Origin of the sequence: Streptomyces sp. NPDC006458 (assembly GCF_040612135.1) — a bacterium.
GTDB lineage: Bacteria > Actinomycetota > Actinomycetes > Streptomycetales > Streptomycetaceae > Streptomyces.
The window spans coordinates 186085-200181 of sequence record NZ_JBEXPR010000008.1 but is presented as its reverse complement, the minus strand read 5'-3'; the positions used below and the strand labels follow the sequence as shown (position 1 = coordinate 200181).

The window sequence follows — 14097 nt, the reverse complement described above, 5'->3', positions numbered from 1 at the left end:
ACGACACGGCCCGGGGCGCCTCGGTGAGCGCCCCGAGCCGTTGCCTCACGGCGCGAACGCCCGCAGCACGTTCGCGAAGGTCGTCAGCTCGTCGAGCATCTCCCGCGGAAGCGGCTTCTCGTCGAAGTGGGCGATCCGGTTGCGGATGTCCTTCACTCGCTTCAGCAGGCCGATGAACTGCTCCCGGGGCATGTTGGGCCACTTCAGCGCCGCCCAGTTGCGGTCGGCCCGCTCGGCGAGGGACTGCCGAGCCTGGTCGCCGTCGAGGAGTCTCAGGTAGTCGCCGAACATCAGGTCCGACACCTGGCCGGTGCGGTTCTCCGGCTTCTTGTTCGTCTGGACCGCCCTGATGGTCTCCGTGTCCAGGGCCGCCCCCAGACAGCGGCGCAGCAGCGACTCGATCTCGCCCACGATGAAGAAGGGGCGCGCCGTCCCCTCGAAGCGGTCGGTAACGTCCGAGGCGGTGACGATGCCCGAGAGGCAGCCGTCGTCACCGCGGACGAGCAGGTAACCGTGCTCGCGGATGACGGGGAGGGCGGCGAAGAACTCCTGGCGGGCGTCGTGGACGGGCAGCGAGTCCTTCTCCATGGCGTTGTCGAGCGTGGCAATCTTCCCCGCCTCGTACATCTTGGCGACGGACCCCCAGGTGACGACACCGTGCACCTGGGCCATGCCGGTGGTCACCGGAATCTGGGAGAGTCCCTTCGTGCGCATGAGGAACGTCGTGGCGGCCCGGAATGTACCGCTCTCGTACGTCGATGCCCGAGGGGGTGAAAGACTGTTCCGGTGAGCACCATCGGATCCAGGCGCCCCGCGCAGGTCAGCGCGGCCCGCCGCCGTACCGTCCTCGATGCCCTGCGCCGCGGCGCCGTACCCGAGAGCGGGCTCGATCTGCTCGCCACGGGGCTCGACCGGTTCGAGGCGGCCCTCGACGCCGAACTGGACGCCGTCGAGTCCGGCGGGTCCGTGTTCAAGGCTGTGCGCGGTGAGTACGGATCCGGCAAGACGTTCTTCACGCGCTGGCTCGGGGAGCGGGCCAAACGCCGCAACTTCGCGGTGGCCGAGATCCAGATCTCGGAGAGCGAGACACCGCTGCACAAGCTGGAGACCGTCTACCGGCGGCTCACCGAACGCCTCACCACCTCCAGCTTTCCTCCCAGCGCACTGCGGCCCGTCGTGGACGCCTGGTTCTACGCCCTGGAGGAGGACGCTCTCGCCGACGGCGCGACCGAGGAGGAGCTGCCCGGCGAGGTGGAGAAGCTGCTCGTCGCACGGCTCGCCGAGGTCTCCCGGCACGCTCCGTCCTTCGCCACCGCCCTGCGCGGCTACCGTGCCGCCCTCGCCGACGGCGACGAGGCGACCGCCGCGGGCGTGCTGGCGTGGCTCGGCGGCCAGCCGCACGTCGCCGCCTCCGCCCGCAGGTCCGCCGGGGTGCGCGGCGACCTCGACCACTTCGGGGCGCTGGGCTTCCTGCAGGGACTGCTCACCGTGCTGCGCGACTCCGGGCACACCGGGCTCTTCGTCGTCCTCGACGAGGTGGAGACGCTCCAGCGCGTCCGCTCCGATGCCCGAGACAAGGCGCTCAACGCCCTGCGGCAGCTCATCGACGAGGTGCACTCCGGCCGCTTCCCCGGCCTGTACCTGGTCATCACCGGCACCCCCGCCTTCTACGACGGTCAGCAGGGCGTGCAGCGTCTGGCGCCTCTCGCTCAGCGGCTGGCCACCGACTTCACCACCGACCCGCGCTTCGACAACCCTCGCGCCGTGCAGATCAGGCTCCCCGGCTTCAACCAGCGGTCCCTGGTCGGACTCGGCCTCACCATCCGTGACCTGTACGCCGATGCCGCGGAAGTGCCCGAGCGCGTGCGGAAGGTCGTCGACGACGCGTATGTCGCCGACCTCGCGGTGGCCGTCGGAGGGGCGCTGGGCGGGAAGGTCGGAGTGGCTCCCCGGCTGTTCCTGAAGAAACTCGTCGGGGACGTGCTCGACCGCGTGGACCAGTTCGACGACTTCGACCCCCGGCGGCACTACCGGCTCACCGTCGCCGGCAGCGAACTCACCGATGTCGAGCGGAACCTCGCCGCCACGGTCTCCGGGGACTCCGCGTCTGCCGATGACATCGACCTGGAGCTGTGATGGCGGACGCGGGACGCCCAGCCGGGAAGGACCTGGGTGACGAAGGTGCCGACGTACTGGACCGACTTGACCCCGTAGTCCTGCATCACATCGTCAACACCCTCGGCTGGCCCGATCTGCGCCCCCTGCAGCGGGCGGCGATCACACCGCTCATGGAGGGCCAGGACGCCGTACTGCTCGCGCCGACGGCGGGGGGCAAGACCGAGGCGGCCTGCTTCCCCCTGCTGTCGGCGATGACCGAGCGGAGGTGGACCGGCACGTCCGTGCTGTACCTGTGTCCGCTCAAGGCGCTTCTCAACAACCTGGTCGTCCGCGTCGACTCCTATGCCCAGTGGCTGGGGCGACGCGCTGCGCTCTGGCACGGCGACACCAAGGAATCGCAACGGCAGCGCATCCGGACCGAGGCGCCGGACATCCTGCTGACCACGCCCGAGTCGCTCGAAGCCATGCTGATCGGTGTCAAGACCGACCACGCCCGCCTGCTGGGTAGTGTCCAGGCCGTCGTCATCGACGAAGTGCACGCGTTCGCAGGCGACGACCGGGGATGGCACCTGCTCGCCGTGCTCGAACGGCTGGAGCGGGTCACCGGACGCCCCATCCAGCGCGTCGGGCTCTCAGCGACCGTCGGCAACCCGGCCGAGTTGCTGCACTGGCTGCAAGGCGCGGGCGTCGGCAGCCGCACCGGTCAGGTGGTCGCCCCCGGAGTGCATCTGCCGGCCACCGACGGCAGCGGACACGGCGACGAAGCGAGTCCCGAGCCGTCCAGCAGGCCCGCGGGCGAAGTGGAACTCGACTACGTCGGCTCCCTCGACAACGCGGCCAAACTCATCGCGGCGCTGCACAGGGGAGAGAAGCGGCTCGTCTTCTGCGACTCGCGCCGCCAGGTCGAGGAGTTGGGCGCGGCGCTGCGCGCGCGCGAGGTGACTGTCTTCCTGTCCCACGCCTCGCTCTCCGTCGACGAACGCGCCCGTTCCGAGCAGGCGTTCGCCGAGGCACGCGACTGCGTCATCGTCTCCACATCAACCCTTGAGCTCGGCATTGACGTCGGTGACCTGGACCGCGTCATCCAGATCGACTCACCGGCCTCCGTCGCCTCGTTCCTGCAGCGCATCGGCCGCACCGGCCGGCGTCCCGGCACTGTGCGGAACTGTCTGTTCCTCACCACCCGCAAGGACACACTGCTGCAGGCGGCAGGCTTGTTGCTGCTCTGGTCGCGGGGCTGGGTGGAACCGGTCGTCCCCCCGCCCGAGCCGCGTCATCTCGTGGCCCAGCAACTGCTCGCCGTCACCCTGCAGCAGCACAAACTCGGCGACCAGTTGTGGGACCGGCAGTGGAACGGCCTCGCCCCCTTCGACAGGTCGGCGGCGCCCATCTTGCGCTTCCTCACCGAGGAGGGCTTCCTCGACAGCGACGGTGGGATGCTGTTCGTCGGCCCAGAGGCGGAACGCCGCTTCGGCAAAAGGCACTTCATCGAACTCACCGCCTCCTTCACCGCACCTCCGCAGTTCACCGTCCTGTCCGGGCGCACGGAGATCGGCCGCACCGACCCGAGCGTGCTCACAGAGGAACGCCCCGGCCCCAGGCGGTTGCTGCTCGGTGGACGCAGTTGGCAGGTCACGTACATCGACTGGCTGCGCAAACGCGTCTTCGTCGAGCCGGCCGACGGCGGCGGAATCGCCAAGTGGATGAACGGCGGCGTCGCCGGACTGTCGTACGCCCTGACGCGTGCCATGCGCGAGGTGCTGCTGGGCACGGCCCCGCCGGTCTCCCTCACCCGGCGTGCGGAGGCGTGCCTGGCCGAACAGCGCGAAACCGACGCACCTGGCACCGTCCACCCGGGCGGCACATTGATCACGCGCGTCGGCTCCGATGTCCGTTGGTGGACCTGGGCCGGCTACCGCGCCAACGCCACCCTGGCGGCCACCCTCCAGTCGGTCACCGACCCCCTGCAACGACCCACCGACAGCTGGTTGCGCCTGCGCGAGAACCTCACCCCGGCCGACTGGCGTGCGGCCCGGGAGAACGTCGGCGAGAACCTCGTCCTGCCCGACGTGGACCGCCGGGCCGTACGGGGGCTGAAGTTCTCCACCGCCCTCCCGGAGCGCCTCGCCGTGGCCACGGTGGCCGCCCGTTTGGCCGACTTCGACAGCGCCCGCTCGGTGCTCGGCGAGCCGGTGCGCTTTCAGAACGGCGGCTGAGCAGGAAGAGCCGCCAAGGCACCCTCAAACGGACGCCGAGTGTTACGCCGTCCCGACTTTTCCGATTTTGCGTAGCCATCAAGGTAGCCACGGAGGCGTCCTACGTACCTGCTTGCGCAGGTGCTGGCGATGCCGTGACTCTCCCCGGCGTACAGCCCGACTCGTCTGCCGCTCGCATGCCCTTCGAGCCGCCGTCCCGTCCCCCTCGGGGCGCGGCAGCGCGGGCGTGCAGACTCCCGGCGGCCGGTCCCCGTGCCGTGACACGCTGCCCGGCATGACACACGAACAGACACCGGTCGGCGACCTCTGGGACGGCGTGGACGCCCTGTGGGAATGGCTCGACCAGAACCCCGACTACGGCGGCCGGGAAGGCCTGCTGCTGCGGCTGCTGAAGATCCAGGAAGAGGTCGGCGAGGTCGCGCAGGCGGTGATCGGGGTTACCGGGCAGAACCCGCGCAAGGGCGTCACCCACACCTGGGACGACGTCCAGGCGGAGCTGTGCGACGTGGTCATCACCGCGATGATCGCCCTGCGTTCGCTGACCCCCGACGCCAGGGAGACCTTCACCCGGCATCTGGCACGGGTGACGAAGCGCTCCCTGGGGTGAGGACCCGCTACTCCCCGAGCAGCGCCTCCTGCTCGTCGAACAGGGCCTGCTGCTCGGCCTGTTCGTCCTTGCGGAGCTGCTTGTTGCGGGTGCCCACCACCACCGCGGTCGCCGCGGCCGTCACCGCGAGAGCCGTGGGGACCATCCAGCCGCGGTCGACGACATGGCCGAGGGCGTGGTCGAGGGAGAGGCGGCCGGGGCCCGTGATCGCGAGGCCGGTGGCGGCCAGGCCCAGGGTGGCCGCGTACTCGTAGCCGCCGGACTGGTTGAAGAAGCCGTTCGGGGCGTGCACCGCCGCGGCGCCCGTCATCGCGCCGGCCGCCGCCGCGCCCGCGGCCGGGGTGGCCAGGCCCAGCATCAGCAGCGTGCCGCCGCCCGCCTCGGCGAGCCCGGCCGCGGTCGCGCTGGCCCGGCCCGGCCGGTAGCCCACGGACTCCATGAACTGGCCCGTGCCCTCGATGCCGTGGCCGCCGAACCAGCCGAACAGCTTCTGCGCGCCGTGCGCGGCGAGCACCCCGCCGGCGGCCAGCCGGAGCAGCAGCAGGCCCAGATCACGTCGTTCGTAACAGGTCACGATGGCTCCCGAAGAGACGTCCCCCGTAGTGCGTGTCGTCCCTCCACCGTCCCACCGGGACCCTGAGGCGGCTGTGTCCGTACGGCCGTTCGGGTGGCGGACGGGCCGGGCGCGGGGGCGGCCGCGTACTCCGGTGGCGGGGCCGTGGGGCCGGTGTGAGGCTGACCGCATGACGATTCAGACCGCCAAGCTCCGCGACCCGGCCGTCCGCGCCTTCGTCACCGCCGTCAACGCGCACGACCGGCAGATGTTCATGGATCTGCTGGCGCCCGGCGCGACCATGTCCGACGACGGTTCCGACCGGGACCTCACCGACTGGATCGACCGGGAGATCTTCTCCTCGCACGGCCACATGGACGTGGACCGGGAGATGAACAACGGCCGCGACCTGCTCGCCGGCTACCGCAACGACACCTGGGGCGAGATGCGCACCCGCTGGCACTTCGAGGTGTCCGAGGACGGCAGGATCTCCCGTTTCGAGACCGGCCAGGCGTGATCCGCAGGGATCACCTGGTCATGCGGCAGCCGTTCCACGTGCCGGTGCGTACCCCGTCGTCCCGGACGGGGTCCACCCCCATCCGGCGCCGTGGAACGGCTGCCGCCTCCCCCCTCGGGTTGGCCGGAATCACAGAGCCTCAAGTGTGAAGCTGTTGTGTAGGAGAGTTGAGCATAAGCCTCCTACCGGCCGCAATAGGGCGGAGTTTCAAAATCCGGTTGGGCAATTCGCCGAGCAGGCAAGCGTCGTGGGCGCCGACCCGTGGCCGCGGCCGGCCGAGGTGCGGTTCTCAGCCGCGGCCGATGTACGGCATCGCGGTGGCCAGCACCGTCGTGAACTGCACGTTCGCCGCCAGCGGCAGCTCCGCCATATGCCGTACCGTGCGCGCCACATCGGCCACATCCATCACCGGCTCGGGCGCCACGCGCCCGTCGGCCTGGAGCGCCCCCGTCTGCATGCGGACCGTCATGTCCGTCGCCGCGTTGCCGATGTCGATCTGCCCGACCGCGATGCCGTACGGCCGCCCGTCCAGGGAAAGCGACTTGGTGAGCCCGGTCAACGCGTGCTTGGTGGCCGTGTAGGCGACCGAGTGCGGGCGCGGGGTGTGCGCCGCGATCGACCCGTTGTTGATGATCCGGCCGCCCCGCGGGTCCTGCTCCTTCATCTGCCGGTACGCCGCCTGCGCGCACAGGAACGCCCCGTTGAGGTTGGTGTCCACCACGTGCCGCCACGCCTCGTAGGGCAACTCCTCCACGGGCACGCCGCCCGGTCCGAACGTGCCCGCGTTGTTGAACAGCAGGTCCACGCGGCCGAAACGGCCGACGGTCGCGGCGAACAGCGCCGCCACGTCCTCGGGCCGTGAGACGTCCGTCCGTACGGGGATCGAGGTGCCCTCGGGGGCCAGCGCCGCCGTCTCCTCCAGTGTCTCGGCGCGGCGGCCCGCGAGCGCCACCGACCAGCCGGCGTTCAGCAGTTCCACGGCGACCGCGCGGCCGATGCCGGAACCCGCGCCCGTCACCACCGCGATCCCACGCGTCCCCGAGGTGTGCGCCTCGTCCGTCTCCACAGCGTTCATGGCCCCGCAGCGTACGCGACGGTCCGGAATGCGGGACTTGTTCGTCCGGTGTTTGGGTGTTATGTACATGTTAATGGGTCGGTCGACGCGTCGTACGTGACCGAGGCCGGGGAGCCGGGTCCCAGGCCGGTCTGATCCCGGCCCGCGCGGCCTGATCTCCCGTGTCCCGGGGGCTCAGTCCGCCGGGGGCCAGGCGTCGCCCCACTCGGCGTCGCGGGCCGCCTTGTAGAGGTCGCCGTGGCGCTTGGTGACCGTCGTGCGGCGCAGATGCTCGTCGGCCTCGCACAGGTCGAGGAGCACCTGCCCCTTGCGGATCTGCGGCCGTCGTACGACCCGGGCGGGCGCGGGGGAGACGGGAGAGTCCGCGGCGGGCAGGCGCGTCGCCGCCACATAGGCGAACTTCTCGTCCTCGTACGGCAGCGAGCCGCCCTTGACCTGCCGGTGCAGGGAGGAGCGGCTGACCCGCGCCGCGAAGTGGCACCAGTCCTCGCCCGGCACGATCGGGCAGGCCGCGCTGTGCGGACAGGGCGCGGCGACGCGGAAGCCCGCGGCGATCAGCCGGTCCCGGGCCTCGATGATCCGGGCGTAGCCGTCCGGAGTGCCGGGCTCGACGATCACGACGGCCTGCGCGGCGCCCGCGGCGGCGTCCACGAGGGCCGTGCGGTCGGCCTCGGCGAGTTCGTTGAGGACGTAGGAGACGGTGACGAGATCGGTGCTCTCGATGGTGAGCGCCGCTCCGATCCGAGAGCGCCGCCACCGTACGCCGCCCAGCGCCGGGTTGGCCGCCGCGATCTCCCGGCCCAGCGCGAGCGCGGGCTCGGCCCAGTCCAGCACGGTTACCTCGCGCGGTCCGTCCCAGGTCGCGCTCACCGCCCAGGTCGCGGCGCCCGTCCCGCCGCCGACGTCGATCTGGCTGCCCGGCACCCAGCCGGGCACGGCCCGCGCGAACGCCTCCAGCGCCGCCGACACCGCCTCGAAGGTGGCCGGCATCCGGTACGCGGCGTACGCCGCCACGTCCGCCCGGTCCCGCAGGATCGGGGCGTCGGTGGGGGTGGCCCCCCGGTAGTTGGCGATCAACCGCTCGACCGCCTGCGCGGCCTGCCGCGGCGGGAGACCGTCGAGCAGCCCGGCGAGAGCGGCACGCAGGGTTTCGGCGGGGCTTACGGGGGCGTTCACCCCGCGATTCTCTCAGCTCCCGCCGGCCCTTTCGCCGCGGCTTCCTCGGTCCCTTCGCGGCGGCTTCCTCGGTCCCTTCGCGGCGGCTCCCGTCGTCCCGCGCGGCTCCCGTCGTCCCCCTGTGACCCGTCCCGCCGTCCCCTCCGTGCGGTCCCTGCCGACCGCTGTGCCCCGCGGCCCCCGCCGCCCCTCCGCCGCGGCTCCCGCCGTCCCTGCCGTGCGGTCCGTGCCGCCCGCCCCTGCGCCCCGCCCCGCCGCCCCCTCCCTGAGGTCCCTGCCGCCCCTGCGCCCCGGCCCCCGCCGTGCCCTCCGTCCCGGCCCCCGCCGTCCCCTCCGTGCGGTCCCCGCCGACTGCTGTGCCCCGGTCCCCGCCGTGCCCTCCGTCCCGGCCCCCGCCGTCCCCTCCGTCTCAGGCCTTCGCGGCCGCCCGTGCCAACCGGGTCGCCGCCGCCGCCCTCGGGCGGCTGTCCGGAGGCCGTCGGCACGGATGCACGGTGTTGGCCAGCAGGACCAGGAACGTGTCCGTCGCGGGGTCCAGCACCAGGGACGTCCCCGTGAAACCGGTGTGGCTGGCCGCGCCCCGGCCGGCCAGCTCACCCATGAACCACGGCTGGTCCAGCGCGAACCCCAGCCCCGGCGGAGTCAGCAGCAGCTCCACGAAGTCGGGGCCGAGGATCCGGGCGGGCCCGTGCGAGCCTCCCGCCAGCAGGGCCCGGCAGAACACCGCCAGATCACGGCCCGTGGAGAACAGCCCCGCGTGCCCGGCGACCCCGCCCAGCGCCCACGCGTTCTCGTCGTGCACCTCGCCGCGCAGCATCCCGCGGTCCGCCTTCGCCCACGGCCGCCGCTGGTCCTCGGTGGCCGCGGCCCCCGGGCACGGCCCGAACCGGGTGGCCGTCATGCCCAGCGGCCGGGTGATGCCGTCGTGGATCAGCACGTCCAGCCCGCGCCCGGTGATGCGTTCCAGGACGTGCTGGAGCAACAGCATGTTCAGGTCGGAGTAGACGTACTCGCCCGGCACGCCCACCGGCGCCTCGGCCCGCAGCATCGCGAGCCGCTCGGTGGCGTCGGCGCAGTCGTACAGCGGCAGCTCCGGCCGCAGCCCCGAGGTGTGCGTGAGCAGCTGCCGCACGGTGATGCCGTGCTCGGCCGCCGCGCGGAACTCCGGCAGATACGCCCCCACCAGCGCGTCGATGCCCAGCGTGCCCCGTTCGATCTGCTGCACCGCCGCCACCGAGGTGAACAGCTTGGTCAGCGAGGCCAGGTCGAAGGGTGTGTCCACGGTCATGGCGACCCGTCGCTCGACGGGCAGCTCGACCCCGGCGCCGGTCACCGGGTCCCAGGCCGCGTACCGCACGGCCCACCCCGCCGCCTCGGCCACCGCGAGCACCGGGCCGCGCCCGGCGACCACGACGACGCCCGCGGCCCAGGGCCGCTCCCCGGCGGTCAGCCCGCGCACCTGGCTGACCAGGGCGTCGATCTCCCCGGGGTCGAGGCCCGCCCGCTGCGGCGTGCCCTCGCGAAGTCTCGGCGTGCTCAGTTCTCCTCCCCGGACCCGTAGTTCCCGCTCTCGGCCGCGCCCTCGCGCCACCGTCGCCCCGCCAGGCAGCCCACCGCCGCCACGGCCGCCGCCAGCTGGACCACGGCCATCGGCACGGCGGTGTCCTCCCCGGCGATGCCGACCAGCGGGGAGGCGACGGCGCCGACCAGGAACGAGGACGTGCCGATCAGCGCGGACGCCGACCCGGCCGAGTGCCGGGTGCGCAGCAGTGCCAGCGACTGGGCGTTGGGCAGGATCACGCCCATCGACGTCACCAGCACGAACAGCGCGGCGGCGACCGGCACGAGCCCCGTCTCGCCGAACACGCCCAGCGACATCAGCAGCAGCGCGGCCGCGGCGAGGGCCACCACCGCCAGTCCCGCGGCGAGCACCCGTTCCAGCCGGACCCGCCCGACCAGAACCTTCCCGTTGAACTGCCCGGCCGCCACCAGCCCGACCGAGTTCAGGCCGAACAGCAGGCTGAAGGTCTGCGCCGAGGCGCCGTGGATCTCCTGGACGACGAAGGGCGAGGCCGAGATGTAGGCGAACAGCGCGGCGAAGGCGAAGGACCCGACGAGCATGTACCGGGTGAACGCCCCGTCGGCCAGCAGGGACCGGATCGAGCGCAGGGTCTCCCCGATGCCGCCGCGGTGCCGTTCCCCGGGGGCCAGGGTCTCGGGCAGCCGGGTCCACACCAGTCCCAGCAGCAGCACCCCGATCACCGTCAGGATCACGAACACGCCCCGCCAGTCCGTCACCCGCAGGACCTGACCGCCGATCAGGGGCGCGACGACGGGGGCCGCGCCCGAGATCAGCATCAGCGTGGAGAAGAACCGGGCCATCGCCATGCCGTCGTACAGGTCGCGGACCACGGCCCGCGCGACGACGATCCCGGCGGCGCCCGCGAGCCCCTGCGCGAGCCGGAAGGCGACCAACGTCCCGACGGTGGGCGCCACGGCGCACAGCGCGGTGGCGACGACATAGACGGCGAGTCCGGCCAGCAGCGGGCGGCGGCGGCCCCAGCGGTCGCTCATCGGACCGACCACGAGCTGGCCGAGCGCCATGCCGGCCAGACACGCGGTGAGCGTGAGCTGCACGGTCGCGGCGGACGCGTGCAGACCGCGGGTGACCTCCGGCAGCGCGGGGAGGTACATGTCCATCGCCAGCGGCGGAGTCGCCGTCAGGCCGCCGAGGACGAAGGTGACGAGCAGGCCGGTCCGGCGCGCCGCAGGGGCGGGCGGCCGCTGCGTCGGTGCGGCCGCCCGTGACAGTTCAGGCGTCGAGGCTCCGCCTTCGCCCATGCGCTCCTCGCTCTCAATCCCTCTTCCAGCCGTGCTCCACCGGCTTATGCTCTCAGCTCGAACACAGTGCTGATTGATTGATTGTGGCCGACCGAGGATGGGGCGGGAATGGCTGACAGTGTGCGGTGGGGGATTCTGGCGACCGGCGGCATCGCGGCGACCTTCACGGCGGATCTGGTGGATCTGCCGGACGCGGAGGTGGTGGCGGTGGCCTCGCGCACCGAGGCCTCGGCGAAGGCGTTCGCCGAACGCTTCGGAATACCCAGGGCGTACGGCGACTGGGCGTCGCTGGCCCTGGACGAGGACATCGACGTCGTGTACGTCGCCACCCCGCACGCCTCGCACCGGGCGGCCGCGGGACTGTGCCTGGAGTCCGGGCGGAACGTGCTGTGCGAGAAGGCGTTCACACTGAACGCGCGCGAGGCCGAGGAACTGGTCGGGCTCGCCCGGGAGCACGGGCGCTTCCTCATGGAGGCCATGTGGACGTACTGCAACCCGCTGGTGCTGAGGCTGAAGGCGCTGGTCGAGGACGGCGCGATCGGCGAGGTGCGCACGATCCAGGCGGACTTCGGGCTCTCGGGCCCCTTCCCGCCGGACCACCGGCTGCGTGACCCGCTCCAGGGCGGGGGCGCGCTGCTGGACCTGGGCGTGTACCCGGTGTCGTTCGCGCAGCTCCTGCTCGGCGAGCCCTCGGACGTCGTGGCGAGAGCGGTGCTCTCGAAGGAGGGCGTCGATCTCCAGACGGGTGCACTGCTCTCCTGGGAGAGCGGCGCTCTCGCTTCGGTGCACTGCTCCATCGTCGGCGGTACACCCGTCCGGGCCTCGGTCACCGGCTCCCGCGGCCGCATCGACATCCCCGACGGCTTCTTCCATCCGGACCGCTTCGTCCTGCATCGCGACGGCAGCGAGCCCGAGGAGTTCGCCGCCGATCCCGCGCACGGGCCGCGCACCACCCTCAAGCATGAGGCGCGCGAGGTGATGCGCGCCCTGAGCGCCGGCAAGACCGAGTCGCCGCTCGTCCCGCTGGACGGCAGCCTCGCCGTCATGCGCACGCTCGACGCGATCCGCGAGCGCATCGGCGTGCGCTACCCGGCGGAAGGCTGAGCCCGGGGGTGGGCTGAGCCGGGGCGGCGAGCTGAGCCCGGGGGTGGGCTGAGCTGGGTGGAGGCCCCTGAGCCGGGGTGGAGGGCTGAACCCGTACGGGGGCGCCGGACGCCGGCTCGGATGGCTGGGTCGAGGTGGTGGCCCGGGTCGAAGTGGTGGCCCGGGTCGAAGCGGTGGCTCGGGTCGACTCGCCGCCCGGGTCGACGTCGCCGCCCGGTCGAGGCGAGACGCTCCGTCTCGCCTCCTGATATCGTCGACGGCATGGTCGACAAGCCCGCCCCCGACGCCAGTCGCCGCAGCGAGAAGTCCCGCCGCGCGATCTACGACGCCGCCCTCGCCCTCGTCGGTGAGGTCGGCTACCCCAAGACCACCGTCGAGGGCATCGCCGCCCGCGCCGGGGTCGGCAAGCAGACGATCTACCGCTGGTGGTCCTCGAAGGCCGACGTCCTGCTGGAGGCCTTCCTGGACCTGGGCGAGCAGGCGGCCCTGGCGGCGCGCGAGGCCGGGCAGGGCGCCCCGCGGACCTACGCCCTCCCGGACACCGGAGACCTCGCCGCCGACCTCAAGCTCGTCCTGCGGGCCACCGTCGACGAACTCCTCGACCCCCGCTTCGAGGCCCCCAGCCGCGCCCTGGCCGCCGAGGGCGTGGTCAACGAACAGCTCGGCCGGGAGTTCGTCACCAAGCTCCTGGAGCCCCAGCTCCAGCTCTACGTCGACCGGCTGCGCGCCGCCCAGGACGCCGGGCACGTCCGCCCCGGGGTCGACCCGCGCATCGCCCTGGAGCTGTTCGTCTCCCCGCTCGCCCAGCGCTGGCTCCAGCGCACCGCGCCGATCTCCCACGAGTACACCGACACCCTCGTCGACTACGCCCTCCACGGCCTCGCCCCGCGCGACGCCTAGGAACCCGGATCACCCCGGCCCGCGACATCTGGCACGCGGTGCCGCCCCGGGCGTCGCGAGGTCCGGGAACAAGTCCCGGAAATCCCGGCAAAGCATGCCATCGTCGCTGATCCCGGTGTGGGGTATGTCTCGCCCCACCCTTCCCGGTTGTCGGCTCCGGCCCCCCGGAGCGCAGGATGGTGGGACCATGAGGCATGCTGTCCGCACCACAGCGAGGCGAGGGGACAGATGAGCGCGGAGTTCGCCGGCCGGACCGGCCTGCGGGGCAAAATCTCCCAGTGGCTGCGCCGAAGCGGCCCGGCACAGGCCGCCGCCGACGACGGCCGTGAGGCCCTGCTGCTCGCCACCGCCGAGGCGGGACTGCCGCTCGCGCCCGCCGCCCACCCCGCTCCCGGCTACGGCTGTTCCTGCGACCGCGTCGGCTGTCCCACCCCCGCGCGGCACCCGGTGTCGTTCGCCTGGCAGACGCAGTCCACCACCGACCGCGCCCAGGTCGAGCGCTGGGCCCGGCACCAGCCCGAGGCCAACTTCATCACCGCCACCGGCATGACCCACGACGTCCTCGACGTCCCGCTCGAAGCCGGCCGCGAGGCCCTGGAGCGGCTGCTCGCCGCCGGTGTCGAGGTCGGCCCGGTCGCCGCGAGCGACGACGGGCGCATGTACTTCTTCACCCTCACCCGGGGCACCCCCGAGGACGAGGACGAGTGGTGGCCGTGCGAGCTGGACTGCCACCCCGAGACGATGGACGAGCACCCCGGGCTGCGCTGGCACTGCCGCGGCTCCTACGTCCTCGTGCCGCCCGCGCAGCTCCCCGGCGACGGTGGCAAGGCCGTGCACTGGGTACGCGGCCCGGAGCACGCCCTGCCCGAACCCCTGACCCTGCTGGAGCACCTCACGGATGCCTGCGCGCGGCACGTGGGCGGCCATACGGCAGCGGTGTGGCCGCTGCGGCACTAGGGTCTGTCGGCGGGAGTTACGTCCGCGACGTGG

The 14097-nt window shown here is 72.6% G+C and carries 12 protein-coding genes and 1 pseudogene; 7 read left to right on the top strand and 6 right to left on the bottom strand.

Features of this window, described 5'->3' with window-relative positions; genetic code table 11:
- Nucleotides 1-45: 45 nt before the first annotated feature.
- Nucleotides 46-726: pseudogene (locus tag ABZZ79_RS13585) on the bottom strand (CBS domain-containing protein); the annotation flags it as partial.
- A 60-nt stretch (nt 727-786) separates the two neighbouring features.
- Between ABZZ79_RS13585 and brxD the strand changes: the two are divergent.
- From brxD to ABZZ79_RS13570, 3 genes are all read left to right on the top strand, one after another.
- Nucleotides 787-2136, top strand: coding sequence for a BREX system ATP-binding protein BrxD (gene brxD, locus ABZZ79_RS13580; protein WP_356689093.1), 1350 nt, complete (start codon nt 787-789; stop codon nt 2134-2136).
- Nucleotides 2136-4334, top strand: a complete 2199-nt coding sequence (locus ABZZ79_RS13575) for a DEAD/DEAH box helicase (RefSeq protein WP_356689092.1) — start codon at nt 2136-2138, stop codon at nt 4332-4334. Before brxD ends, ABZZ79_RS13575 begins: the two co-directional genes overlap by 1 nt.
- 274 nt (nt 4335-4608) lie before the next feature.
- Nucleotides 4609-4941, top strand: coding sequence for a MazG-like family protein (locus tag ABZZ79_RS13570; protein ID WP_356689091.1), 333 nt, complete (start codon nt 4609-4611; stop codon nt 4939-4941).
- A 7-nt stretch (nt 4942-4948) separates the two neighbouring features.
- Here ABZZ79_RS13570 and ABZZ79_RS13565 read toward each other — a convergent pair whose 3' ends face one another.
- Nucleotides 4949-5515: a DoxX family membrane protein gene (locus tag ABZZ79_RS13565; RefSeq protein ID WP_356689090.1), complete on the bottom strand. Its 567-nt coding sequence runs from the start codon at nt 5513-5515 to the stop codon at nt 4949-4951.
- 169 nt (nt 5516-5684) lie between these two features.
- Here ABZZ79_RS13565 and ABZZ79_RS13560 point away from each other — a divergent pair, with 169 nt between their 5' ends.
- Entirely contained in the window at nt 5685-6011 is a 327-nt protein-coding gene (locus ABZZ79_RS13560) for a nuclear transport factor 2 family protein (protein ID WP_356689089.1), read from the top strand.
- Nucleotides 6012-6300: 289 nt separating this feature from the next.
- Here the strand turns inward: ABZZ79_RS13560 and ABZZ79_RS13555 are convergent, their stop codons facing one another.
- The 4 genes from ABZZ79_RS13555 to ABZZ79_RS13540 all read right to left on the bottom strand — a co-directional run bounded on the left by ABZZ79_RS13555 (nt 6301) and on the right by ABZZ79_RS13540 (nt 11103).
- Entirely contained in the window at nt 6301-7086 is a 786-nt protein-coding gene (locus ABZZ79_RS13555; protein ID WP_356689088.1) for an SDR family oxidoreductase, read from the bottom strand.
- Between the two features lie 174 nt (nt 7087-7260).
- Nucleotides 7261-8262: a small ribosomal subunit Rsm22 family protein gene (locus tag ABZZ79_RS13550; protein ID WP_356689087.1), complete on the bottom strand. Its 1002-nt coding sequence runs from the start codon at nt 8260-8262 to the stop codon at nt 7261-7263.
- A gap of 409 nt (nt 8263-8671) precedes the next feature.
- A complete protein-coding gene (locus tag ABZZ79_RS13545) occupies nt 8672-9853 on the bottom strand; it encodes a serine hydrolase domain-containing protein (protein WP_356689086.1) in 1182 nt (393 codons plus the stop codon).
- Nucleotides 9799-11103, bottom strand: a complete 1305-nt coding sequence (locus ABZZ79_RS13540; RefSeq protein WP_356689085.1) for a multidrug effflux MFS transporter — start codon at nt 11101-11103, stop codon at nt 9799-9801. Before ABZZ79_RS13540 ends, ABZZ79_RS13545 begins: the two co-directional genes overlap by 55 nt.
- Before the next feature lie 108 nt (nt 11104-11211).
- On the opposite strand from ABZZ79_RS13540, the gene ABZZ79_RS13535 reads away from it, so the two are divergent.
- The 3 genes from ABZZ79_RS13535 to ABZZ79_RS13525 all read left to right on the top strand — a co-directional run bounded on the left by ABZZ79_RS13535 (nt 11212) and on the right by ABZZ79_RS13525 (nt 14064).
- A complete protein-coding gene (locus tag ABZZ79_RS13535) occupies nt 11212-12207 on the top strand; it encodes a Gfo/Idh/MocA family oxidoreductase (RefSeq protein WP_356689084.1) in 996 nt (331 codons plus the stop codon).
- 261 nt (nt 12208-12468) lie between these two features.
- Entirely contained in the window at nt 12469-13107 is a 639-nt protein-coding gene (locus ABZZ79_RS13530; protein ID WP_356689083.1) for a TetR/AcrR family transcriptional regulator, read from the top strand.
- A gap of 228 nt (nt 13108-13335) precedes the next feature.
- Nucleotides 13336-14064, top strand: a complete 729-nt coding sequence (locus tag ABZZ79_RS13525; RefSeq protein WP_356689082.1) for a bifunctional DNA primase/polymerase — start codon at nt 13336-13338, stop codon at nt 14062-14064.
- Nucleotides 14065-14097 lie beyond the last annotated feature (33 nt).

What these genes read in the sequence shown, in the direction of transcription:
- ABZZ79_RS13575 (WP_356689092.1), top strand. Translation starts at nt 2,136, where the DNA reads ATGGCGGACGCGGGACGCCCAGCCGGGAAGGACCTGGGTGACGAAGGT.
- ABZZ79_RS13570 (WP_356689091.1), top strand. Translation starts at nt 4,609, where the DNA reads ATGACACACGAACAGACACCGGTCGGCGACCTCTGGGACGGCGTGGAC.
- ABZZ79_RS13560 (WP_356689089.1), top strand. Translation starts at nt 5,685, where the DNA reads ATGACGATTCAGACCGCCAAGCTCCGCGACCCGGCCGTCCGCGCCTTC.
- ABZZ79_RS13555 (WP_356689088.1), bottom strand. Translation starts at nt 7,086, where the DNA reads ATGAACGCTGTGGAGACGGACGAGGCGCACACCTCGGGGACGCGTGGG.
- ABZZ79_RS13540 (WP_356689085.1), bottom strand. Translation starts at nt 11,103, where the DNA reads ATGGGCGAAGGCGGAGCCTCGACGCCTGAACTGTCACGGGCGGCCGCA.
- ABZZ79_RS13535 (WP_356689084.1), top strand. Translation starts at nt 11,212, where the DNA reads ATGGCTGACAGTGTGCGGTGGGGGATTCTGGCGACCGGCGGCATCGCG.
- ABZZ79_RS13530 (WP_356689083.1), top strand. Translation starts at nt 12,469, where the DNA reads ATGGTCGACAAGCCCGCCCCCGACGCCAGTCGCCGCAGCGAGAAGTCC.
- ABZZ79_RS13525 (WP_356689082.1), top strand. Translation starts at nt 13,336, where the DNA reads ATGAGCGCGGAGTTCGCCGGCCGGACCGGCCTGCGGGGCAAAATCTCC.